Origin of the sequence: Mesobacillus sp. MER 48, assembly GCF_023714225.1 — a bacterium.
In the GTDB taxonomy this organism is placed as follows: Bacteria; Bacillota; Bacilli; order Bacillales; family Cytobacillaceae; genus Mesobacillus; species Mesobacillus oceanisediminis_A.
Genome location: NZ_JAMAUR010000003.1, coordinates 455,625 through 478,435 on the forward strand (window position 1 = coordinate 455,625; position 22,811 = coordinate 478,435).

General features: G+C 44.0%; 18 protein-coding genes. 4 read left to right on the forward strand and 14 right to left on the reverse strand.

Features of this window, described 5'->3' with window-relative positions; all coding sequences use genetic code 11:
- Nucleotides 1-357 precede the first annotated feature (357 nt).
- Nucleotides 358-2,040: an SWIM zinc finger family protein gene (locus M3593_RS13550; RefSeq protein ID WP_251542646.1), complete on the forward strand. Its 1,683-nt coding sequence runs from the start codon at nucleotides 358-360 to the stop codon at nucleotides 2,038-2,040.
- An 87-nt stretch (nucleotides 2,041-2,127) separates the two neighbouring features.
- Entirely contained in the window at nucleotides 2,128-4,953 is a 2,826-nt protein-coding gene (locus M3593_RS13555) for a DEAD/DEAH box helicase (protein ID WP_251542645.1), read from the forward strand.
- Nucleotides 4,954-5,131: 178 nt separating this feature from the next.
- Here the strand turns inward: M3593_RS13555 and M3593_RS13560 are convergent, their stop codons facing one another.
- Complete coding sequence (locus M3593_RS13560; protein WP_251542643.1) at nucleotides 5,132-5,338, reverse strand: hypothetical protein; 207 nt, start codon at nucleotides 5,336-5,338, stop codon at nucleotides 5,132-5,134.
- The gene (ssb, locus tag M3593_RS13565; RefSeq protein ID WP_251542641.1) at nucleotides 5,331-5,747 is read right to left on the reverse strand and encodes a single-stranded DNA-binding protein; all 417 of its coding nucleotides are present in this window, start codon (nucleotides 5,745-5,747) and stop codon (nucleotides 5,331-5,333) included. Before ssb ends, M3593_RS13560 begins: the two co-directional genes overlap by 8 nt.
- A gap of 260 nt (nucleotides 5,748-6,007) precedes the next feature.
- Between ssb and M3593_RS13570 the strand changes: the two genes are divergently transcribed.
- A complete protein-coding gene (locus M3593_RS13570) occupies nucleotides 6,008-6,442 on the forward strand; it encodes a YwpF family protein (RefSeq protein WP_251542639.1) in 435 nt (144 codons plus the stop codon).
- Nucleotides 6,443-6,542: 100 nt separating this feature from the next.
- Here M3593_RS13570 and M3593_RS13575 read toward each other — a convergent pair whose 3' ends face one another.
- From M3593_RS13575 to mreB, 6 genes are all read right to left on the reverse strand, one after another.
- Nucleotides 6,543-6,857, reverse strand: coding sequence for a hypothetical protein (locus M3593_RS13575; protein WP_144478349.1), 315 nt, complete (start codon nucleotides 6,855-6,857; stop codon nucleotides 6,543-6,545).
- A 413-nt stretch (nucleotides 6,858-7,270) separates the two neighbouring features.
- Nucleotides 7,271-7,693 (reverse strand): 3-hydroxyacyl-ACP dehydratase FabZ, encoded by a 423-nt coding sequence (gene fabZ / locus M3593_RS13580; protein WP_144478351.1) that lies wholly within the window; start codon nucleotides 7,691-7,693, stop codon nucleotides 7,271-7,273.
- Between the two features lie 88 nt (nucleotides 7,694-7,781).
- Complete coding sequence (locus tag M3593_RS13585) at nucleotides 7,782-8,042, reverse strand: DNA-directed RNA polymerase subunit beta (RefSeq protein WP_251542637.1); 261 nt, start codon at nucleotides 8,040-8,042, stop codon at nucleotides 7,782-7,784.
- A gap of 18 nt (nucleotides 8,043-8,060) precedes the next feature.
- Nucleotides 8,061-8,909 carry a flagellar hook-basal body protein gene (locus tag M3593_RS13590; RefSeq protein WP_251542635.1) on the reverse strand — a complete coding sequence of 283 codons (849 nt, stop codon included), beginning with the start codon at nucleotides 8,907-8,909 and terminating at the stop codon, nucleotides 8,061-8,063.
- Nucleotides 8,910-9,009: 100 nt separating this feature from the next.
- The gene (locus M3593_RS13595; RefSeq protein ID WP_251542633.1) at nucleotides 9,010-9,828 is read right to left on the reverse strand and encodes a flagellar hook-basal body protein; all 819 of its coding nucleotides are present in this window, start codon (nucleotides 9,826-9,828) and stop codon (nucleotides 9,010-9,012) included.
- 202 nt (nucleotides 9,829-10,030) lie between these two features.
- A complete protein-coding gene (gene mreB / locus M3593_RS13600) occupies nucleotides 10,031-11,035 on the reverse strand; it encodes a rod shape-determining protein (protein WP_251542631.1) in 1,005 nt (334 codons plus the stop codon).
- A 297-nt stretch (nucleotides 11,036-11,332) separates the two neighbouring features.
- Here mreB and M3593_RS13605 point away from each other — a divergent pair, with 297 nt between their 5' ends.
- Nucleotides 11,333-11,527 carry a hypothetical protein gene (locus tag M3593_RS13605; RefSeq protein ID WP_251542629.1) on the forward strand — a complete coding sequence of 65 codons (195 nt, stop codon included), beginning with the start codon at nucleotides 11,333-11,335 and terminating at the stop codon, nucleotides 11,525-11,527.
- Between the two features lie 111 nt (nucleotides 11,528-11,638).
- Here M3593_RS13605 and M3593_RS13610 read toward each other — a convergent pair whose 3' ends face one another.
- The 6 genes from M3593_RS13610 to M3593_RS13635 form a co-directional block, all read right to left on the reverse strand.
- Nucleotides 11,639-12,628: a hypothetical protein gene (locus M3593_RS13610; protein WP_251542627.1), complete on the reverse strand. Its 990-nt coding sequence runs from the start codon at nucleotides 12,626-12,628 to the stop codon at nucleotides 11,639-11,641.
- Nucleotides 12,629-13,015: 387 nt separating this feature from the next.
- Nucleotides 13,016-17,893, reverse strand: a complete 4,878-nt coding sequence (locus M3593_RS13615; protein WP_251542625.1) for an Ig-like domain repeat protein — start codon at nucleotides 17,891-17,893, stop codon at nucleotides 13,016-13,018.
- 14 nt (nucleotides 17,894-17,907) lie between these two features.
- Nucleotides 17,908-18,627: a hypothetical protein gene (locus M3593_RS13620; RefSeq protein ID WP_251542622.1), complete on the reverse strand. Its 720-nt coding sequence runs from the start codon at nucleotides 18,625-18,627 to the stop codon at nucleotides 17,908-17,910.
- 63 nt (nucleotides 18,628-18,690) lie between these two features.
- Nucleotides 18,691-20,640: a protein kinase domain-containing protein gene (locus tag M3593_RS13625; protein WP_353056095.1), complete on the reverse strand. Its 1,950-nt coding sequence runs from the start codon at nucleotides 20,638-20,640 to the stop codon at nucleotides 18,691-18,693.
- Nucleotides 20,641-20,696: 56 nt separating this feature from the next.
- Nucleotides 20,697-21,467, reverse strand: coding sequence for a PP2C family protein-serine/threonine phosphatase (locus tag M3593_RS13630; protein ID WP_251542618.1), 771 nt, complete (start codon nucleotides 21,465-21,467; stop codon nucleotides 20,697-20,699).
- An 18-nt stretch (nucleotides 21,468-21,485) separates the two neighbouring features.
- On the reverse strand, nucleotides 21,486-22,802 hold the full coding sequence (locus M3593_RS13635) for a DUF6382 and FHA domain-containing protein (protein WP_251542616.1): 1,317 nt from the start codon (nucleotides 22,800-22,802) through the stop codon (nucleotides 21,486-21,488).
- Between the last annotated feature and the right edge of the window lie 9 nt (nucleotides 22,803-22,811).

A 22,811-nucleotide genomic window follows, 5' to 3' on the forward strand; every position in this document is an offset into this window, starting at 1 on the left:
CATTAATGAAATATTAACCAAAGCCTCTTATAAAGTTGGACGATTAGTCCCATGATTTTGTTTCATCTTACTTCCCCACTCCTCGAATGGCTCTTTTTTGGGTATAATAGAAGAATATGTTTTTTTCTTAGGCTCTTTTCTAATACTTTGCTGCGTTTGCCTACAAAATAGGATTGAATTACCTAAGATTATTCACACACGCTTATTATGAGAAAAGAGCTTGCAAACTTAGTACCGACATACAAAATCACTATTATCACGTTAAAATCGGCTTTAGGATTTTAACAACTATTTTTACGAAAACAGCCTTTTCTTATTTTGATTTTAACAAAGCTTGTCCTATGTGCTTGTCGAATTATGGAATACATTTGGAAAAAGAACGAACGATGCTGCGTGAACGGGGGAATCGCTGTGGCTGTCATACCTGATAACCAGGCACCAATTTTTAAAGAAGCTGCCGCAAAACTGAATAGTATCCTTAAATCCAAAGTCGAGGAGGATGCGCGCCTGGTGCAGAAAGGGCTGATGCTCTATCGACAGGGGACGGTCCACCACCTGAAATACATGGTGAAATCGATCTGGGCAACGGTCCAGGACGTGACACCGGTCCGTGTGTACATAAATGTTTCCGATCCTGAGGAGAGCAGCTGCACCTGCCCTGCCAACTCGTTTTGCCGGCACCGGCTGGCTGCATTTTTCCAGGCATACAGCGATGTCGCTAGTGTTTCCGATTGGGTAGAGGCCTGGCGGAAACCTGCAAAGGAACAGCTGAATGCGGAAAAATGGGGACTGCAGCGCGCGAAGGATCTGGTCAAGAGAGATTCTCGGTCTGGACATGATTACGATAGCTGGGCCGCCTCCTTCCGTGAGAGTTTCGAAGAAATCATTAAGGGCCAGGGCGAACCGCGGGCCTATGTTGTCCCAGGTTTGTTCCGCTCGTATATACGCCGTGTGGAGGTTTCCGCACCGCTTGAGGCTGTCTGGAAAAACCTCTATCTGATTGCGGCGTCTGTACATTCCTTCAATTTGCTGACTGACCTTGCCATTGATCAAGGCCATGATGAGGAAGCGACGATGGACCGGTATTACCGGCCGTTGTTTGAGGATTTGTTCCATGACGCCGAGGAATACATCGAGCGGCTCGCCTACGGGACAATGCCATTTTCGTTCGATACATTCCTGGAGCGCTTGAAGGATGATGTCGTAAGATTGACAGAGCCTGACGCTTCTGGCGGCTATGACCGGATTGATTTATACCGCTTGCTGTGGGAAAAGCTTTTTAAAAACACAGGGTGGCGTGAGGCTGAGTTGGCTCGTCTTGAAGCGTTTGGCGAGGGCAAGCGGGATCAGGTTGAGGAAATTGCCTTGATTCACCAGCTTGTTTTAGCAAAGCAGGACGGCGACGCGCTGAAACGGTTAACGGCTCTTCCTGTCAGTGCCCTTCCTTACATGTTTTACTGGCTGGATGGTTTCCGTGTACAGCGCGAGTGGAATAGGATGGGACCGTTCATCGAATACCTCGTCCAACAGCTGCGGAATTATCTGAAGCACCTGGGTGAGTATTATACTTGTAAAAAATTCACGCGCTATGCGTTGAAGCTTGTCGGGGCTTACACCCGCGAGATCGGACGCGGCGAACTGTACGACCGAGCGCTGGCACAGGCGATGCCATACAGCTTTTACGAATATGAAGATTCTTTGTTTGAAAAAGGCCAGTATGAACAATGGGGAGAACTCCAATCGTACTTTGGCTTTGAATATAACTCGATTTCGAACGAGCGCCTTAAAGAATTACAAAAGGCGGCGCCTGAGGTTCTGATTCCCCTGTACCACCAGATGGTCGGGGACTTGATCGACATGAAAAACCGCAGCAGCTACAAACAGGCCGCACGACTTCTGAAAAAACTGCGGACAGTCTATAAAAAGCTGAAGCGGGTGCCCGAGTGGGAAGAGTTTTTCGCGAAGCTGCTCGTGAAGACGAAGAGACTTCGGGCGTTTCATGAAGAATTGACAAGGAGCAAGTTGATTGAGGTGGAGTGACGGAAACTGACAGGTCCCTTTCGTTTCTTCGTTTAGGGAAACGAAAGAGATAAGAGGACCGTCCCCATGTCCCAAGGAGGTGTTTTGATGCTTGAGATCAAGCAGATTCATATAGATGTGATGCCGGTTGCGGGCGGACGATATTTTTTAAGTGCCGAGGATTTCGATGGCTTCGAGCTTAAGACCTCTGAATGGAAGAAGCTGCTGTTTTTCCGTCATAAGGAGAGTTATTACGGGACGATGGTGGAGTCTGATAAGTGGGGTGTTTCTGAGGGTGTGACCCTTAGTGCGTGGCAGCTTGTGACGCTTTTCGGCGAGGAGAGCTTCAACCGGCTTGTTGAGTGGGAATGGGATGATGTTGGCGATATCTGCCTGTCCACTGCCCATGCAATTTACGATGCAATCCTAGCGAAGGAATGGCATCCTGATTTTACCCAGCTTGATGGCGAGGATTTCCGATGGAAGCTTCCGGAGAGTGTGCTCGATGAGTTCCATGAGCCGTTCTGGGAGGAAGAACTCGTGATGAGTGACGAGAAGCTTCTCGTGCGGGATTTCGTAGCAGAGCTGTTCCATCATGGTTTGGAGTCCTACTTCCATGAAAATGAGACGATGAAATACCTGCTTGGCGACAAGCTCAATGTGCTGCGGAACAAGCAGCTGTCCTCATCGCAGCTGGCAGCATATTTTGACGAGGATCGCTGGCTGGAGTGGATTGGACTTAAGGAAAATCCGGCTCCGTTTTCGATTGGGATGCGCCTTGAGGAGCCGATGGATGATCTCGGTGATTGGAAACTGGGGTTATTTTTACGCGGAAAAGAAGAGCCAATGATGATTGAAGCTCGTGATTATGGGAGCTACCCTGCCGGCTGGGATGATTACAGTAACAAGGTTGAAGACGAAGAAAAGCGGCTGGCTTCAATTTTTCCATGGATTGAGGAAGACGGACGCCTGAAGTCCGCCCTTAGCGAAGATGAAGCCTGGATGTTTTTAACCGAGGCGAGCGAAACGCTGATTGCGCTTGGCATTGAAATCCTCCTCCCTTCCTGGTGGGAAGCGATCAAGAACGCGAACCTGAAGGTGAAGGCGCGATTGAAGGGCCAGACTGGCTACCGCCGCTCGTTCGTCGGCTTGAACGCGATGCTCGACTATGACTGGCGATTCTCGATGAACGGTGTGGACCTGAGTGAGGATGACTTCCAGCGCCTGGTGAATGAAAAGCGGAGGCTCGTTTATCTTAAGGGCCGCTGGATCAAGCTTGACCATGGCTTTATCCGCCAGATCCAGGAAATGATGAAAAAGGCTGATAAAGAAGGCTTGCACATCCGTGACCTGTTGCAGCAGGAGCTTTCCGATGAGGAAGAAGACGGCGAAGCACTCGATGATCCGCGCGCATTCGCGAAAATCCAGATCGAGCTGAACCGCCACTGGAAGCAGATGATGAAGCAGCTGTCGGAAACGAAGGAAATCCCGGATTCTCCGGTGCCTACGGGGTTGCACGGTGAACTGCGCCCGTATCAGAAGCTCGGTATGAACTGGCTGCTATTCCTGAGGAAATATGGATTCGGCGCCTTGCTTGCCGATGACATGGGCCTTGGTAAGACGATCCAGCTGATTTCGTATATCCTGTCGGTAAAAGAACAGGAAACTGACGATCATCCGTCGTTGATCGTCTGCCCTACTTCCGTGCTCGGCAACTGGCAAAAAGAAATCGAGCGTTTTGCCCCCGATTTGCGCGTCCATCTGCATTACGGACCGAACCGCCTGAAGGGTACTCTTTTTATAGAAGAAGCGATGGCATCGGATATTGTGCTGACATCTTACGGACTGACGCACCTTGATTTCGATGATCTTGAGAGCGTTGAATGGAGCAGCATCGCGATTGATGAGGCGCAGAATATCAAGAACGCCGATACAAAGCAGTCGCGTGCGGTAAGGAAGCTGAAGGGCAAGCACCATATCGCCCTGACCGGGACCCCGATGGAAAACCGTTTGTCAGAGCTGTGGTCGATCTTCGACTTCACGAACCGCGGCTATCTTGGCAGCGCAGGGCAATTCCAGAAAGAGTTCATTTTGCCGATTGAAAAGGAAGATAAAAAAGAAAAAATCACCAAGCTACAGTCATTGATCAAGCCGTTCCTGCTGAGACGGACGAAGAAGGATGAAGAGGTCGCTTTGAACCTGCCGGACAAGGTCGAGCAGAAGGAATACTGCCCGCTGTCAGCTGAGCAGGCTTCCTTATACGAGCAGCTCGTGAAGGATACCTTCGCACAAATCGAAACGTTGTCGAGCTTCGAGCGTAAGGGGTTGATTTTACAGATGCTCAGCAGGCTTAAGCAGCTTTGCAATCATCCTGCACTGTATTTGAAAGAGGAAAATCCGAAGCAGCTGATTGACCGGTCTGCGAAGATGGAGAAGATGATCGATCTCGTGAGCGCCGTCCTCGAACAGGAAGAAAGCTGCATCATTTTTACCCAGTATATCGGAATGGGCGAGATGATCCAGTCCGCGCTGAAAAAGAAATTTGGCATCGACGTGCCGTTCCTGAATGGCAGCCTGCCGAAGACGAAGCGGGACGAGCTGATTACGAAATTCCAGAACCGCGAGTTCCCTGTGTTCCTGCTATCACTGAAGGCCGGCGGCACCGGACTCAACCTGACCGCGGCAAACCATGTGGTCCATTATGACCGCTGGTGGAACCCGGCTGTCGAAAACCAGGCAACCGACCGTGCCTACCGCATCGGGCAAAATCGCTTCGTGCACGTTCACAAGCTGATCAGCACCGGGACGCTTGAGGAGAAAATCGATGCAATGCTTGAGAAGAAACAATCATTAAACGATCAGATTATTCAAAGTGACAGCTGGATCACTGAGCTGTCTACTGATGAATTGCATGAATTGGTGTTTTTGTCTTAAAAAAAGGAAACAGTACCAGGACTATAAATCCTAGTGCTGTTTTTTATATAAAAAAACCGGCTATCGCAGCCGGCATCAAAATTCGAGGGTATATTGGAGATACGGTTATTGAATTTCTCTCTTGAAGGTCCTTAGTGAGGTGTTCCGAGGAAATTCGTATGTGTATTTACTTTCTTCGTTATTTTCTGGCGTATTCTTTTCGGCTGGAATTAGGTCGTGGAGGCTCGGCTATGAAGGAGTATACACGATTGACCTGCTGTTCTTTGGAGGCAATTTCTAGCTGGCGGACACGCTTGGTGAGTTCGTCGATCTTCTCATTGTTTTTTCCAACCATTTTAATCAGGCTGACCAGCAGCTTTTCGATTGAGTCGGTTTCGTTATACAAATGGAAGCTCCTCTCTTTGCGGCACAGATTGGACTGGCTGCGGCGGCTGGGACGGTTGCTGGGATTGGGGCGCTTCTTTGTTACTGACCGGTTTTGAACTTAAAAATCTGACTCCCTCGGCTACGACCTCGGTCACATAGACGCGCTTCCCTTCCTGATTGTCATAGTGCCGTGTCTGGATACGGCCTGTCACTCCAAGGACAGCGCCCTTTTTACAGTAGTTGGTCGTGTTCTCGGCCGTCTTGCCCCAGAGGATGCAATGGACAAAGTCGGCTTCGATTTCACCGCTGGCATTTTTATAATGCCGGTTGACTGCGAGCGTAATATTGGACACCGCCTTGCCCTCAGGCGTGTACCTTAGGTCCGGATCACGAGTCAGCCTGCCTACTAGCGTTACTTGATTGATCACCTTTTCATCTCCTTTCTCAAGTTATAGCCTGATAATATTCCTTTTTAAGCCGGGAGTAAAATGTCAAAAATGGGCCTTTTACCTTGAAAAATGGCTGTAACGGCATAAATTTTCTACCTATAAATCAGTTTTCAATTATACCGACCCTAAGAAAAATGAATTTTGCCTATTCAGAAATTTTTCTTTCGACAAACGGTGTTTTTTTCGTTTTCGAGTTCCTCTGTGTTATAATTTGGACAAGTATACGGGAGGTGGTTGACATGAAGACGTTCAAGTTGATTTCAATGCAGCTGGCAGATGAGGATGCTTTAGTGGATATCGAAATGGAAGACGGCCTGATTATCAACAAAGAGGATGACAAAGGCACCTGGCTTGTCGAGGTTTTTACCGACCATAAGTATATACCGTATTTCCAGGACGCATGCGACCACGACAAAGAAATCATCGTTCAAGTCGTCATCACCAAACGAGAAAACGACCCGGCTGCATTCCTTACGAAGGTTTGCTGTGTGAAGAAGCTTAAGAACCATGCCAGCATCCTTTTAACAGGAAAGCTGACAAAACCGAAGAGCGATTATCCGGAAAGGCTGCTCGAGTACCTGCTTGATAAAGGATACAAAGGCGACCAACTGCTCTCGGAATTCAAGGATAAAATCACTACTCGGCCGAAGATTCTGCAGCCAAAAAAAGTGTAACCGAACTCCCGCTGACTGGCTGGAGTTTTTTTATGCGAAAAATGGGTGAAGTACTGAATGCAATATTAAAGGGCAGGAAATCCATCCCTGCCCGTTTTTCTTACTCGTCCTCTTTATCCTTGTCATTCATATCGATGTTGTCTTCAACAGCGTCTTCACCTGGCTCATTGTTATCCTTCATCATATCGCCGTCGTCATCCGTGTTGACATCCGGAGTGTCAGGAACATTCTCATCATTATTATCGATTACGCCATCGTCATCGACATTTCCGTTATTATCGTTCATGTCATTGTCCGTTGGATTCTCGATGTTATCATCCGGTGGAGGATTTTGATCGTCATTATTCGCGCAGCCAGCAAGGAACATAGCCGACAGCAAAGAACCGCCGATTAACATCAATAGCTTTTTCTTCATAGGTAAAAGCCCCTTTCTTAAATAGGTAATTGGAGACCTGTTACACGGGTCTGCAGTTAGATTGCCCACCTATGAAAAAAACTTGCATTATTTTGTAAAAAAAGATTTCAAACCGTTTATTTATAAAAAGGTAACACTTTATATTATTAATAAGGAACCATTATTCACCCGATATAGTTTGATATACCCTTATGTTCTGTTGCCATACAATCCTAAAAAGAAATAATCACTCGTCTTCTCCGTTTAAACACTCCAAAATCGATGGGAATCACTACATTTTATTGAATAATCACTACAATATAGGAGTAAATCACTCCATTTTCTTCATTAATCACTACAAAACGAATTATAATCACTACTTTTTACTAAATATGTAAAAAAAGAACCCAATCTCCATTGGGCCCTCTAAAAGATTATTTAATCGCAAACGTAATCTCCGCTTCGCAAGCCAGCTCACCATCAACCGTCGCAACTGCTTTCCCTTTGCCAATCGGCCCGCGAAGCTTGACCATTTCCACCTCGAGGCGAAGCTGGTCGCCTGGTTTTACCTGCCTTTTAAACCTGCAGTTATCAATTCCGGCGAAAAAGCCGATCTTGCCGCGGTTTTCTTCTAGCTTCAATACTGCAACTGCTCCGACCTGCGCCAATGCTTCAACAATCAGCACACCTGGCATGACAGGGTAATCCGGGAAATGGCCGTTGAAGAATTCTTCATTTGCCGTTACGTTTTTGATGCCGACCGCCCTTTTGCCTTCTTCGATTTCAAGAATTTTATCAACAAGCAAAAATGGATAGCGATGCGGGATGATTTCTTTGATTTGAGTAATATCAAGCATACTTTTAGTACCTCCTACTAATACTTACTAACATTGTACTAAAAAACGCAATTAAAAAGGAAGGGAAATCTCCCTTCCTTCCGAAAATTTATTCTTTATCGACCAAATCCATAATATGAGTCCAGGTAGACTTCTCAAAAACATCCTTCACTTTGCCGTTGCCCATTATTGCGTAGCCGAATATGGCACCAAGCGTGATGCTTGCAGCTAAAAGGACGATTACAATAATAATCCGAAGCCAGATCGGAATAAGGCGAACCCGGATTCTTTTCTTTTTTTCGCGTGTGTTTTTTTCTTTTTTCATATCTTCACGCGTTATTGCTTCTTGATTATTCTTGTTTAAAGCCATTGATTAGTTCTTCCCCTCTTAACGGATTCCGTTCACCAGCCCGAGCATTTGATCGGCCAGCGTAATCGATTTCGAGTGGAACTGGTAGCTCCTCTGGACATTGATTAAATCCGTCATTTCTTTACTCATGTCAACATTCGATTGTTCAAGCGAGCCTTGCTGGATCGAAACCCTGTTGCGCTGCTGACCATCGAGAGCGGTAAGGATGTCTGCCTCTTCCACTCCAAGTTCCACTAGATTATCTGGCAATCCAAGCAGATTGCCGCCTTTTTGCTCCAAAAACTGCGGCTTCTCTACCAATACTACACCAAGATTGAAATTCTGGCTCGTCCCATCGTACATTTCTGCTGAAAAACCGCCCGTTTCATTGATACGGAAGTTTTTCACATTGCCGGAAATCGTGACAGGCTGGCTGTTTTCATCCAGAATAGCATGCCCATCGCTATTGACCAGCATGGATTCATTATCAGACAGTGGTGTCAGATACAGTGCACCATTGCGAGTCAAGCGCATTGCCGAGCTTCCGTCCTCATTGCGAACTATCACCCGGTAAAATTGGCCTTCCGATGTGAAGGCTGTATCAAGCGAACGGCCAGTTGATTTCAGGTTTCCCTGAGATAACGTCAGTTGAACCTGTCCAAGTCTTGCTCCATTCCCCTGGCGGATGTTAAAAGGCGTCATCCGGTTCTGCGGCTCCAGCGCATTATTCGGCTGGTTCCGGTATTCCTGTACAAGCAAATCAGTGAAGGACGCATCCCGGCGCTTATATCCTGCAGTATCGACATTCGCCAGGTTGTGGCTGATCAGATCCATCTGTTTTTGCAGCTGGGATAATGTATTTGTCGCGGTAATCATTGTTCTATTCATATTTTATACCTCGATGCGTGCCATAACAGACACGGAATAGTTTGCACCGTTATTCAAATCCAGTTTTCCACCGGACTGGCAATGCGATCCAAAATACAAGTTACAGTCTTCCAATTTCGTTCGCAGCCTTCTCCATGCTTTTATCATAAGCCTGAAGAATCTTCTGGTTTGCCTCAAACGCGCGGTATGCTGTCATCATGTCGGTCATTGTCTTACTGATGTCAACATTTGATTGTTCAAGAAAGCCCTGATGTGTCCTGAATTGGACACCTTCAGCTCCAGTAGCATTCGGCAGCTCGCCGCCATCTTCAGTACGAAACAGGCCGTCGCCTTCTTTGATCATCCTGAGCGGGTTGTTTGCGTATGCAACACCCAGTGCAGCAGTCTCTCCATTTTCACCAGTCAGCACACCGCCTTCACTGATGGTAAAACGGTCGCTGGAAAGCTGGATCTGCTGTCCGGCTGAATCAAGGACATAATGACCGCTCCCCGTCGTCAAAAACCCCTGCGCATCGACCGTGAAATTTCCGTTCCTTGTATAACGAACCGTACCATCTGCATTGCGGATTGTAAAAAATACCGAGCCATTCTCCGGCATATTTATATCTAGCAGCGCGACATCCGTCTTCCTTCCAGTTTCACGCAAATCGCCCTGGATGAACTTCGGGATCGCTTCCTGCATATACACGCCTGTATTGATTGTGCCAATTTCCTTATTGAACGGAAGATTCAGGCCATTTTCTGTAGGAATCTGCTGCTTGTCAAAGCGCTGGAGCAGCATTTCCGGGAACGCCCTCATTCCCGCCTGGTCCGCCTTATAGCCTGGCGTATTGGCATTGGACATATTATTCGTCAGCATTTCGGTCCTGCGCTGCTGCGCAAGCATCCCGGAAGCGACTGTGTAAAAGCCTCTAAACATGTTTTTCCACCTCTATTGGAAAAATCCCTATGACAGGAAATTTTTTCACTACTCTCTATTATAAGAAATATATCGGCAAGAAACATTAAAAATTTGCAGGAAAATGTAGGATTTTGGGTTTTATTCCAGAAAAATTGGGTAAAACATAAAAAAATCTGGAATCCTGCGGCCTTTTAACCGAGAAAATTCCAGATTTTCTGTTTTATACAATTCTGCGGCGACCCGCAATTTTATCAATATTATCAAGCATGATGCCAGTTCCGATTGCAACACAATCCATTGGATTATCGGCTACAAGAACAGGCACTTTCAACTCTTCCTGCATCAGTTGGTCGATGCCGTGAAGCAATGCACCACCGCCAGTCAGGATGACACCCCGGTCAATGATGTCTGCAGACAATTCAGGAGGAGTCTTCTCCAGAACTGTTTTTGCCGCTTGGACAATAACAGCTACAGATTCCCTCAAAGCCTTTTCGATCTCATCAGAATGGACCGTAATCGTGCGCGGAAGTCCAGATACCATGTCACGTCCGCGGATTTCCATTTCCTCACTGCGGCCGCCCGGGAAGACAGTCCCAATTTGAATCTTGATGTTTTCAGCTGTACGCTCACCGATTAACAGCTTATATTCACGTTTAATATAACTTAAAATTTCTGCGTCGAACTTGTCACCGGCCATTTTTATTGACTGGGATGTAACGATGTCTCCCATTGACAGAACGGCAACATCCGTCGTTCCACCACCGATGTCAACAACCATATTCCCGCTTGGCTGGAAGATGTCCATGCCTGCGCCGATAGCCGCCACCTTTGGCTCTTCTTCAAGATAAATCTTCTTGCCGCCGCTTTTTTCAGCTGCTTCCTTGATCGCCTTTTGCTCGACGCTTGTAATGTTCGTCGGACAGCAAATCAGGATGCGCGGTTTCGACAGGAAGCCTTTTACATTCAATTTGTTGATGAAATGCTTAAGCATGGATTCTGTTACATCGAAATCCGCGATGACGCCATCCTTCAACGGGCGAATCGCTACGATATTGCCAGGTGTACGCCCAACCATTTTGCGCGCCTCTTCCCCGACAGCCAAAACCTTATTCGTATTCTTATCAATCGCCACAACAGACGGTTCATTCAAGACAATTCCACGGCCCTTAACATGGATCAACACATTGGCAGTACCAAGGTCAATCCCAATATCCCTAGCAAACATTCTTCTTTTTCCTCCTTGACAAATGCGCTGGCTGCGGCTGACTTTAGCCTCGTTATCTCAGCTGTCGAAACCCTCATCTATGTAAAAATAGACCACTATGTCCGAGAATATTCAGACGTTGCCGCAATCTGCGAACCATATTCTACCCTAATTGTTTATTTTATCACAATTGTAATAAAGAAGTAACTAACTGTTAATAAATTTGATAGGTTTTGCGGAAATTTGTCATATTAGCGAAAATTCACGGTTTTTTTGTAAAATGGTAAAATAGAGAAAAATGCAGAACGGAGGAATTATATGGGCTTATTAACAGCAGCAGTCGTCGTAATCTTATTTCTTTCCTATACAGTCATTAAAAATTTGCGTCAATCCGCACAACGCGGCGAGGCACCAGATATCAGCAATCCATCCTCAGCACCCGACAGCATCGGAGGGGAAGGACGTGATTCGGATGATGATGGGGATGGTGATGGAGGGGATAGTGGGGATTGAGACTCAAATTAATCACATCCTTATAATTTTCGCGGTGTTAGCGTTTAATGTTGATTAATACTATTAGATTAGGCTGTCATTAAATGATAGCCTAATCGGATTGCCTTGAATTTACTCAAAAATAACCTCTTTATGGTTTAAAATTTTTTCTCTTTTGTTCTTGACACGAGGTACAGCATCGTTATCGTAATATCTGTCTAACACAGTGTTAATTTCACTCATATTTGTCATGATAATTTTCGGATTGAACCTTTCAATATATGGGTCGTTACCTATTGCTGCACATTTAGCCATAGTGTCTAATGCCACTAGGCTAAGAGGTCGTCCTTTCGCTAACCACACTTTCATCCTCTCCCAAGTCGGAAAGCATAGAGCTGCTAATCTTCCCCAATTATCATGAAACGTCATACAGTTGGTTTCAATCCAATCAAGCACTTCATTTGAGCGAAATCTGTGCAAACACGAAAATACAGACATAATTAGTTCTTTATCGCTTAAAGATTGTAATTTTTCGAAAATGTATTTTGGACCTTCTTTGGCAGGCAAACTACTTGATGTTGCCCAAGACAATTGAATCAAAAAATCATCATCGTAGTTATCCCAAAGTTCTCTAACCCAATCAGAAGCAACATCACCAAGAACATCAGCTATTATTTCTAACATTCTTGATTTTATTTCATAATTTACAGTGTCATAAAATCGATATTTGATAGAATTTAATAGAGAAACTTTATCATGCTGGTTCAGAGCATAAATTACCTCATCCTCAAGGAACCATCTCGTAATTGAAAAATCCAATAGCAATTCCAAATCATCTTTAACACTTTCTAGAGTTGGTGCTAAATCATTATCAGACACACATACTTCTTCTTCTGGTTGAGTAGCTTCTCCATCATCATCATAAAAATCATCGTGTAATAAGAATTTCTTTGGAGAATGAATAACCGCTAAGTTATACCACTCAATAGGTTTAAGAGAATATTTTACTAATCTATCACGACACACCAGACAAAGCCTGTAGGGTTGACTTTCATCATCAGACTCCTCAACAACGCTTATTGGATTTATCTTACAAGCCTGGCATACTTCAGTAGCGACCAAAAAACAACCACTCCTTTTTAACGTAACCTTTAAATTCAAAACACAGCACCAATTGTTATATCACCATATTTGAAGTTCTAAGCGTATTATATGTTTCTATATTCGGCATCATATTCCCTTTAATGATCAAATCTTTTATGCCTGTTGAAGAGAAGCAATCAAATACGCACGTAAACAATGTTTGTCTCCTGGATTAAGATATTGAATGGCATTAATAATATCTCTAACCTTCACTGATTACACCTACTTTGCACCGTCTTTTACCAATATTATAGAATGAATGTTCGAATGTTTGTAAATATAACAATGAATACTAACACAGCTAAAATTTTAAAAAAAGAGAATCCAAAGAGCGCATTAAAATACTCTTTGGATTCTCTATCTGCTTTATTCTTCTTCAACTTTCAACTTTCGCCTTCTCACCATCATAGTTGCTGTCGCTCCGATTAATCCTACTAAACCAGCAACCGTCCCGCCAAGCAAAGGTTTATTTTCATAAAACTTCACTAACGCGCCTTTTTCAACGATTTCAAATGAGATGACAGTTGTTTTTTCGTTGCCTGCCTCGTCAGACGCAGTTACTTTAATCTCATATGACTTTATTTCAGCCAATTTGGTCTTGATGACCTTGAAGCCATTTTCTTCAATTACGTCGCCATCGAACATTTCACCGTTGATCATGACGGATTTTATCTTGTCATTCGGGTTATCCAGGCGAATCGCGACGTCTACTGGATCATAGTATTTGCCTTTATTTTTTACACCTTCATACATAACCTTAGGCGCCGTTTTATCGATGATGAACTCGACGCTTAGCTGCTGGATGTTGCCTGCCTTATCCTTCACTTCGAAGAACATGACGTGCTTTCCTTCTTCCTTGATTGGATCACCTTTTTCATATGGTTTTCCGTCAAGCATCATGGCGATGATATCGTAAGAACTCATGTCATCAATCAGCAACTGTGGAAGCAGATCGGTGTTGAAATACTTATTGGAAATTGGCTCTTTGAACTTAATGACCGGCTTTGTTTTATCAATTGTGAAGACGATTGTCCGTGATGAAACGTTCTTCGCCAAGTCTGTTATAACCGCTTTTAAAATATAATCCTGTTCGTATTCAAGCTTTGCTCCGTTTTCGAATGGCTTGCCGTTCAAAGTAACTGATGTCTTGCTGCTATCCAGATGGATGTCTGAATACGTCACTTTCGGCGTGATGTTTTTATTGAAAAAGCCATCAAGTACGCCGGAAATATTCAGTGCTGGCTTTGTTGTATCCAGCGTGAAGCTGATTTCTAGTGTCGATTCATTGCCGGCTTTGTCGCGGGCAAGAACCTTGTAAGTGTACTTCATTTCCCTTGCCGCAACAGGAATGTTTTTACCAAGGTTTGCACCATTGTTCAATGTCGCAGAAACGATCATATCTTCTGCTTCATCCAGGGCAAACTCCGGTGTGAATACTTCATTGATATACTCGCCATCTTTGATCACACGATTCTGCCCTTTGAACTTCGGCGTGATGACAGGCTTCGTTTTATCGATGGTGAACGTCATTGTTTTGCTGAAGCTGTTGCCCGCTTTGTCAGTTGCTTCAACCAGGATGTTGTACTCACCTTCTCCGCTGAAGTTGTGGCGGAAGGAAGCAAGATTTCCATTTACGGAGAAGCCGCCGGCGTTATATCTTGCACCGTTTCTTGTAACAGTGATTCTGTTGATATCCAGGTTCACATCTTTGATTGTAGCGTTAACAGGTTTATCAACATTGTAATAGGCGTTATTTTCCACACCTGTGATCTCAATTTCCGGTTTGGTCTTGTCGATGGTAAAGGTCCTCTTTTCAGTGATTGGACCGTTACCGGCTTTGTCCTCTGCAGTCGCGAGGATGGTGTATAGGCCGTCCCTGGTAAAATTGTAGCCTAGCTTCGAAAGTTTTCCGCTGTTCCTCCAAGTTCCAATCGGGAATGAAGCGCCATCTTTCGTCGCGCTGATGCTGACATTATTCGTTACATAATTCAATTCGTCAATTGAGATGGTGACATTTTTATTCTCAGGATTGAATGAGTTGTTTTCTACTCCATCAATCTTGACTACTGGGTTGGTTTTGTCGATGATGAATCCAATCTGTTCATGAACTTTCTTGTTACCGGCTTTGTCGGTCGTATCAAGGTTGATTGTGTAGCTGCCTTCTTGTTTGAAAGTAAACTCTTTTTCAGCAGATGTTAGGCCTTTTAATTCTGGATCACCAATTCCGTATGCTTTATTATCCTTTTTAACCTTAAGATTCGTTTGTGACAAGTCAATGTTTCGGTCTGTTACCTTCATGCTGACTGGCTTATTCGTCCGATAGTTATGGTTTGTTTCTACACCAGTAATATTAATTTCTGGCAGAGTTTTATCGATTGTGAATTGAACTGATTCGGTTTTAGAGTTACCTGCTTTATCTGTAGCTGTTACTCTAACTATATATCTACCATCAAATTCTACAGGATAAATTAAAGTAGATTTCTTTCCAACGTTATTCCACTTATCACTGATATTTTTTTCATTTCCATCCCTATTAACGGTTATTACTACATCGTTATTACGAAAGTTGAGTTCGTCAATATTTATTCCCACTTCTTGTTTTGCTGCATAGTAATAACCTGGTTTCACATCCATAAAACCCACATCAGGACTTGTAGTATCGACAGTGAAAGTTAAAGTCTCTATATTGGAAGGGTTACCCGCTTTATCAATTGCACTGACAATCAGATTATATTTTCCCTCTTTAGTAAATTTATGTTGAAGTGTAGATATCTCTCCATGATTCCATTTTCCCATTTCATAAGATTCAAGCTTCCCATTCGGAGCAACTCTTGTTGCTTCTAGTTTTATATCATTAGTTAAATAATTATGTTCATTTACAGTGATATAAACGTCACCTTTTTGTACATATTTTCCGTTTGATATAGTATCACTGCTCATCTCTACAATCGGCTCTTTATTATCAATAGTAAAGGAGACTGTGTCACTTACTAATGGATGTAATAAATCTTTAGATTTAATAGTTATTTCATAATCTCCATCTTCAATAAAAGCAATATCCTTTATTGCTTTTAATTCTCCATTTTCTTCAACAGATTTATCCCAATCTTTAGTCTTAAACGCTTTACCGTCCTTTTTTACTTCTAAGAAAGTTTGAGTTAGATCAAGCATCAAATCTTGAACTTCAACATTTAGCGTAATATTTTCAAAGTGTTCCTTGTTAATTACTCTAGTGATATCACTTTTGTCATATATTTTTATTTTCGGGGCGTTTTTATCTACTGTAAAAGTAACTTCTGAAACTGCATCATTTCCTGCCTTATCAAAAACAATAAGTTTTAGTTTATAAACCCCTTCTGAAAAACTATGAACTTCTAAAGCCTTTTCACCTTTCAGTTCAGATATTAATTTTCCGTTCTTAATGATAGTCAAAACTGTTTTATCTAAATCTAAATTAGGGTCAACTGCACTTACATCAACATCTACATCTTCTGAATATTTTTCATCATTAATTTCGAATTTTTTATCATCTATTATTCTTTTAATTGACAATAGCGGATCCGTTTTGTCTATTGTAAAAGATAGATTCCTCCTAGACTCTTTTTCCAGATTAAGTGAATCCGTAGATACCATCGATATTGTATACTTTCCTTCTTTCGTAAATTCATGTTCAACTTCTGCAGAAAAAGGATTTAGTAAAGAAGTCTTTAACCCTTCAATAACATAATCTGCACTATTATTTATTCTATAGCTAAGAGAAGTGTTGTTAAGCAAAAGATTGAAGTCATTCACATAAAATGCAATTTTTTTGCTAGTGTTAAAGTATTGTCCATTAACCTCCTCTGAAGTTAATAATTCTGGTCCATTTGTATCGATTGTAAAAAGAACTTTTTGGTTTTCTAGATTAGTATTATTAGCTTTATCTACCGCAGTTAATTCAAGTTCATATTTCCCATCTTCAGTAGTAGTAAATGTTGCTACCCCATTTTTAACAGGAATTGGTATTGGCTTCTTCTCTCCACTTATATTAGTTAATATTGCCTTAAAATCAGAAGAATTAATGTTCTTTTCTAGTATGGTTATGGTTATACTTTTATTGGTATTAAAATTATCGCCATCTAATCCATCTATCTGAATTCTTGGTTCAGTATTATCAACAGTAAAAACCAAGGTTTCCAGTTGGTATGGGGCAATATTCCCATGCTTTTCGTTTACCGAAATCTTTAATGAATATTCTCCTTCCATAACAGGATAACTTAAAACTGCCTCTGATCCAGATACAGGTAGGTTGTATACCTCCGTATCACCATTCTCTTTAGTAATTGTAGCTTCGACAGACTCTAAGGGAACACCGCTGGAAACACTAATATCTATATCATTTGTTTTAAGGTAACCCCCATCTTCAATAACCCTATCTCCTGCACTTACTACCAAAGCTGCACCTTTTTGTCGAATCACAAATGAAATTTCTTTGGTTTCACTCTCGTTTCCCAAATCATCGTATGCAGTAATTTCTAAGCTGTATAAACCTTCATCTTTAAATGTGTACCTGTTTGTATATTGATTTTCTTTCGGATTCCCAATATTTTTAATTTCTGAAAAAGCAGTATAGCTTTTTCCATTTTTAAGTGCTGAAACTACAATATTGTTAATCTTGGAACCACTTTCGTTTACTGTTGCATCCAAAGAAACAGCAGAAGTTGATAATGAGCCATCCTCTATTCCTGATAAAGTTAATTCAGGCCCCGTAATATCACGCTGAACAACAAAAATCTTTGAGTCAGCATCAATATTAAACTGATTGTTTTCAGAGAATAATAAAGTTATTTGCAAATCACCATCTTCGGTGTATGGAATTTCCACAAGATATTTACCAGTGAATTTCGGTTCAGCAATTTCTTTGTAAACTATGGAATTCGAGTTAATGACTCCTTTTTTAGACTGCACATTAATTGTGAATGGTCTATCGCTACTTTCCGGTAAGTTTTTCGATGTAAAATCTTGCGATAAATCAACAATAAAAGAAACAGGATTACTATTCGTTTTCCAATCTTGTTTGAAATCTCCCTCACTTAAGTTCCAGATTTCCCCTCTTGATTCATTAAATATAATCTTCCGTTCAATTTCTCCATTTGACCAAGCCCTCCCATTGAATACCAAAACAGAAGATATTAATACTAACAAGATTGGAATAACAATTGCCCACTTATTAGGCCGCCTTTTCTTTTTCCTAGGTTCAAGCATTTCTCAATTCTCCTTTAAATTATGGTATTAGAGTGGACAATCATAATATCCACTTGTTTCTGAAAGCGTGGTTCCGCTTCTGTCAGCAGGGTGGTTTCATCGATGTCGTCTAATAAGGTTGTTTCATTCAATAATGTCGTTTCGTCAGGATTTGCGGTCAGCACGGTTGTTTCATTCCAATCAGACAGGATGGTCGTCTCTGTTGGCGAATCTGAATGATCCCTTCCGGCTGAGACTGCGGCTGCTACTGGTTCCCGTTTTGGCGTTTGTATAGCCGCTGGCTGTTGTCCTTCTTTTGTCAGAAGACCTGTTGCTTCATGTAGATCTGGCATGAGCAGTGCCGTTGGCTCGAGCCCATCCGGTGTGAGCAACGCTGTCGGGTCAAGGCCCTCCTGTTTTAGTAAATCTGTATTTTTAAAACTCTCCTGGCTCAAAAGCGCGGTCGAATCCATCTTCCCGCTTGCCATCTTTTCCGTTGGCTCCACATACTCACCAGCTGCCACTTCCTTCTCAACATTCTTGCGGACATGGATTTCCTTTGTTGTCGGCTTCGTGCTTGTGTCGGTCTGTTTGCTGGTCGTTTTCCGGGCTTTTCTCCCCGCACCTGGCCAATTCCATCCGGTAAGGTCCGTAATCACCTGGGCAATATTGAGTTTTATATAGACTGTGATGGCTATCACCAGCGTAACCGCTGCCCCTGCCATACCGCCGTAAAACATAATCTGGTATGCCAATCTCTTTCAACTGCCTTTCTTGGGAAGAGCCCCTTTGCTACTGGGGACCATCCTTTTACTCCCCTAGAGAATATTCAAGTTTTCCATACGTCTGGTGAGTTTTTTGAAGCCTTCATCGTCTTTGACGCCAGGCAGGCTGCCTGCTTTTTCATAGACCTTTTTCGCTTCGGCATAATTTCGGCTGCCTTCCTCTTTGTTTTGTTCAATGTCGAGGAGCAGGTTCCCGAATTTCACATGTGCGTCGATGCTGTCAGGGAATTTTTTTAGCGTCGTGTTACGGAAATGTTCGACTGCCCGTGAGAATTCACCCATCTCCTGATATATAACGCCAACTTTGACATAGACTTCTTCCTGGTCGGCGACATTCAAATCGAGCAGATTGTTATAACGCTCGATCGCCTGTTCAAAATCGCCGCGCGCGCTGGCTTTGTCCTCGGAATTCACGCCGCGGCTGTAGTATGCCTGAGCCAGCTTCTGTTCAAATTCCATTTCATATTTGAATTGGAGCTGTTCGTTTTCGAGCTTTGCCAGTACTTCCTTCGCCTTCTGGACAATTTCGATCGCCTGGGTATTGGCATCTGGAATCTGGCTTTTGTAAGAAATATAGATGTTGGCAAGTGAATTGTAGTTATCGATTTTCCTACTGTCGTTGGCAAGGCCATCATTGTACTCGTGGAATTCCAGAAGGTCTCCGGCAAATTTGGCATAGTCGACGTTCAGACTGCTCATTGTCGTTGCCAGCGACTTGTAATATTTCGCATCCGGCAGGTCTTTTTCATCGATTTGCTGGAAGTATTTCAGCGCATTGTTATAGTCCCTTTTTACATCGAAATAGGTCATCCCCATTTTGAAAAGGACCTCGTTATTCTTATGGACTCCTCCGTATTCATCCTGTATGTATGATTCCAGCTTGGCGAGTCCTTCGTCGGTCTGGTTTCTATTAATATATAAATCAAGCAGATTGATGTATGCCTCCGGACGGCTCTTGTCGACGCGGGTGGCACTTTCGAGAAGCTTGATCGCCTCGGTCTGCTCTCCGTCCATCAAGGCAATGCTGGCCTGATTAACAAGATTCATATAATCCTGGAACTGTTCATTTTTCATCCCTTTGTAGCCAAGGGCAGAAGTCGTCGAGAATCCGAGGAACAGTACAGCAGGAACAAGAAACATCGCCAGCTTCTTTATCAGCATGTTCTTGTAGCCCTTCGTCAGCCTGTTGATATGCTCGAGGTCATAGCTCAGCTCTTCGCAGTTCTGATATCGATTTGCTGGTTCGGCCTGGGTGCATTTTTTGATGATATGCTCGAGGCCTTCAGGAAGCGTCGGATCCCACTCTCGGATCGGCCTGATTTCAAACGGCGGCTCACTGAGGCTTTTGCCGGTGACGAGATGGTAAAGCGTGATTCCCAGGCTGTAAATATCCGTTTTTGCGTCGGTCTGCCTGCCGGAAATCTGTTCAGGAGCTGCGTACCCCTTCGTCCCGAGATTCGTAGTGTCAGAGAGATTCTCAGTTTTGAATTCCCGCGCGATCCCGAAGTCAATCAGCTTGATTTTCCCCTCGGGTGTGAGCATGACATTGTCCGGCTTCATGTCGCGGTAGATGATTGGGTATGGCTTTCGGGTGTGCAGATAGCCGAGCACATCGCTCAGCTGCTTCGCCCACTCGATCACTTCTTTAGCAGGGATTTTGCCGTCGCGCTTCAGGCGTTCCTTCAGCGACTCACCCTCGATATAGTCCATCACCACATAAATGTCGCCTTCTGACTCGATGATGTCATAGATTTTTGGCAGTGAACCGTGGTCGAGCTTCTTCAGCATGTTCGCCTCGACGACCAGGCTGTTGATCAGCAGCTCATTGTTGCTGTTGCTGCGCTTGCGGATATCCTTGACGACGAGCGACTTGTTAAGCCGGTTATCCATCGCCAGGTAGACGACACTCATGCCGCCGCGCCCGATCTCCTTCAATATTTCATATCTGTCATCAATAATCGTGCCAATTTGTATCAATGTCATTCCTCCCAGAAACGCGCGCTGGTTCTTCAAGATTTATCGTGATTCTAGAACCATCCTTACGCTTCCTTTTTTGCCAAAAGAATCGAGATATTGTCTGTTTCCTGGCGTTCTTTTGCGAGCTCGACGAGTTGAACGAGCTTTTCTTTCATGGTTATTTCACTGGTAAAATGTTGCGGATTAAGGTTTGTGAGCATTTCATCATCAGTGATTTCATGGTAAAATCCGTCGGTGCAGAGCATAAACATGCTCCTGCTTTCTAGTTGGCCTGAAGTAGTGACGACGTTGATGTCCTTAGTTGCGCCCACGCACTGAAGGAGAACATTCCGCCTCGGGTCAATCCTTGCCTGTTCAGCGGTGATATTGCCGCGCTGCAGCTCACGTTCGACGAGCGTCTGGTCCTCGGTCAGTTTTACCAGATGATCAGTGATGCTGTAGGCTCTGCTATCCCCAATCTGCAAAATGTAATATTGCTTGTGGAGGGTGAGCAAAGCCGTGATCGTTGTCCCGAGCTTGATGTTTGAAGCCTCGCCATATTCAAGGATTTTTTGGTTCAACACGCGGATGCGCTCCTCAAGCTTGCCGGGAATATCCTTTTCATCGATGCCAGTCTCCAGCAGCTCCGGCAGATCATTGTCGAACCAGTCGGACACGCCTCTGATTACCGTCGCACTTGCAAGTTCCCCGTGGGATAGTCCGCCCATGCCATCGCAGATGATGAACAGGCCGATTTCGCCTTCAGGTGTCTTCGCCGTTTTCAGCAACAGGCCATCCTGGTTCGTTTTCTTCTTGATTCCTATGTCGGTATGATAGGCCACTTGAAATGCCATCGTAGTTCCTCCTATCCATCAATAAAGCCTGAAGATGAATTCCTCGTTCGCGAGCTTGATTTTGTCCTCATGCTTGATTTTGACTTTCTCCTTAGGCGAGACCTTCACGCCATTCACGTAACTGCCGTTGGTCGAGTGATTGTCTTCCAGGAAGTATTCGCCGTTTGATACGATCACATGGGCATGGACCCGGCCGATCACTTTATTTTCAGAGGCAAAGTCCGCCCTCATGGGGTCGCGGCCGATTTTGAAAAAGTCCTTGGCAATTGTAATTTTTTCGTTCTTTGATACCGCCAGTAAAAATGGCCTTCGGGTCGAATGGCCGAGGGTTGTTGTTCCCTCATCCTCATCGTCCGGAAAAACTCCTAGAACTGTTGTCCCTTCGTGCTCCGGTTCACTGCTGGCAATGGCCGGCTGAATGTTGATTGACGTTCCGCCACCGAGTGCCGAAGCCTCTTTTAGCAAGGCATTGTTGTCACCAAGCTCAGCCCTCGTAATGCGCTTGTAATTGACCTCTTCCTCGATTTCAAGCTTGCGTCCCGTTTTTACATCCTTCTTCTGGCTTGTATACTCGGAGGTCAGCACGCCATTGTCGACACTCGTTTTCATAGTGTGAACTTCGCTGCCCGGGCTGTAAAAGTTCGGGTTGATCGCCGGAATTTCAAGCTCTGAGGATTCCAGCAGTGGTTCTTCGTCTGTTGTTGCTGCTTGTAGTGCCGCTTCCTGCTTCGGTTTTTCGGGCATTTTGTATGGCTGACGTACGAGCGTTTCATCCCCGCCAAGCTCATTCATCTTTTCTAATAGACGTTCCGGCGTGGTTTCCTCTGACTCAATCAGGAAGTTATGGAGTTTGATAAAAAATACGGCATCATCATTTTCGTCGTAAGGAGCCGACAGCAGCAATTCCTGCAGGAATCCTTTAAGTGATACCTTTTCAAAAATATTATTTTTTATTGGGAGGTAGATAAAAACTAATCTGTTTGAAAAATTATCAATAAAGATGTCACGCTGGCTGAACACAAAATTCGCGATATCCAGGCCGCTTGCTTGAGCATCCGCCAAGGTTTCGGCAATGTTGAGGAAGCTGTTGTACAGTCGCTCCTTCGTTGCCGGCGCGGAATTCATCATTTCAAGCGTGTTATCGGAAATCATGTCATAGCGAAGAAAGCAGTTCTCTCCCTCTAAAATCGCATGACACGGCAGGATTCCCGGAACCCGGCTCGCTCTCAGCAGCTCCACCTGGCCGGCATCGATATCCGCCTTGCTTTCTGCAAGATAATAAAGGAATTTCGAAATTCCGTAGCTTTCCAATTTAAATTCCACCTGTTTGATCATCGCGCTTCG

What these genes read in the sequence shown, in the direction of transcription:
- M3593_RS13550 (WP_251542646.1), top strand. Translation starts at nt 358, where the DNA reads ATGGAATACATTTGGAAAAAGAACGAACGATGCTGCGTGAACGGGGGA.
- M3593_RS13555 (WP_251542645.1), top strand. Translation starts at nt 2,128, where the DNA reads ATGCTTGAGATCAAGCAGATTCATATAGATGTGATGCCGGTTGCGGGC.
- M3593_RS13570 (WP_251542639.1), top strand. Translation starts at nt 6,008, where the DNA reads ATGAAGACGTTCAAGTTGATTTCAATGCAGCTGGCAGATGAGGATGCT.
- M3593_RS13575 (WP_144478349.1), bottom strand. Translation starts at nt 6,857, where the DNA reads ATGAAGAAAAAGCTATTGATGTTAATCGGCGGTTCTTTGCTGTCGGCT.
- fabZ (WP_144478351.1), bottom strand. Translation starts at nt 7,693, where the DNA reads ATGCTTGATATTACTCAAATCAAAGAAATCATCCCGCATCGCTATCCA.
- M3593_RS13585 (WP_251542637.1), bottom strand. Translation starts at nt 8,042, where the DNA reads ATGGCTTTAAACAAGAATAATCAAGAAGCAATAACGCGTGAAGATATG.
- M3593_RS13590 (WP_251542635.1), bottom strand. Translation starts at nt 8,909, where the DNA reads ATGAATAGAACAATGATTACCGCGACAAATACATTATCCCAGCTGCAA.
- M3593_RS13595 (WP_251542633.1), bottom strand. Translation starts at nt 9,828, where the DNA reads ATGTTTAGAGGCTTTTACACAGTCGCTTCCGGGATGCTTGCGCAGCAG.
- mreB (WP_251542631.1), bottom strand. Translation starts at nt 11,035, where the DNA reads ATGTTTGCTAGGGATATTGGGATTGACCTTGGTACTGCCAATGTGTTG.
- M3593_RS13605 (WP_251542629.1), top strand. Translation starts at nt 11,333, where the DNA reads ATGGGCTTATTAACAGCAGCAGTCGTCGTAATCTTATTTCTTTCCTAT.
- M3593_RS13615 (WP_251542625.1), bottom strand. Translation starts at nt 17,893, where the DNA reads ATGCTTGAACCTAGGAAAAAGAAAAGGCGGCCTAATAAGTGGGCAATT.
- M3593_RS13625 (WP_353056095.1), bottom strand. Translation starts at nt 20,640, where the DNA reads ATGACATTGATACAAATTGGCACGATTATTGATGACAGATATGAAATA.
- M3593_RS13630 (WP_251542618.1), bottom strand. Translation starts at nt 21,467, where the DNA reads ATGGCATTTCAAGTGGCCTATCATACCGACATAGGAATCAAGAAGAAA.
- M3593_RS13635 (WP_251542616.1), bottom strand. Translation starts at nt 22,802, where the DNA reads ATGATCAAACAGGTGGAATTTAAATTGGAAAGCTACGGAATTTCGAAA.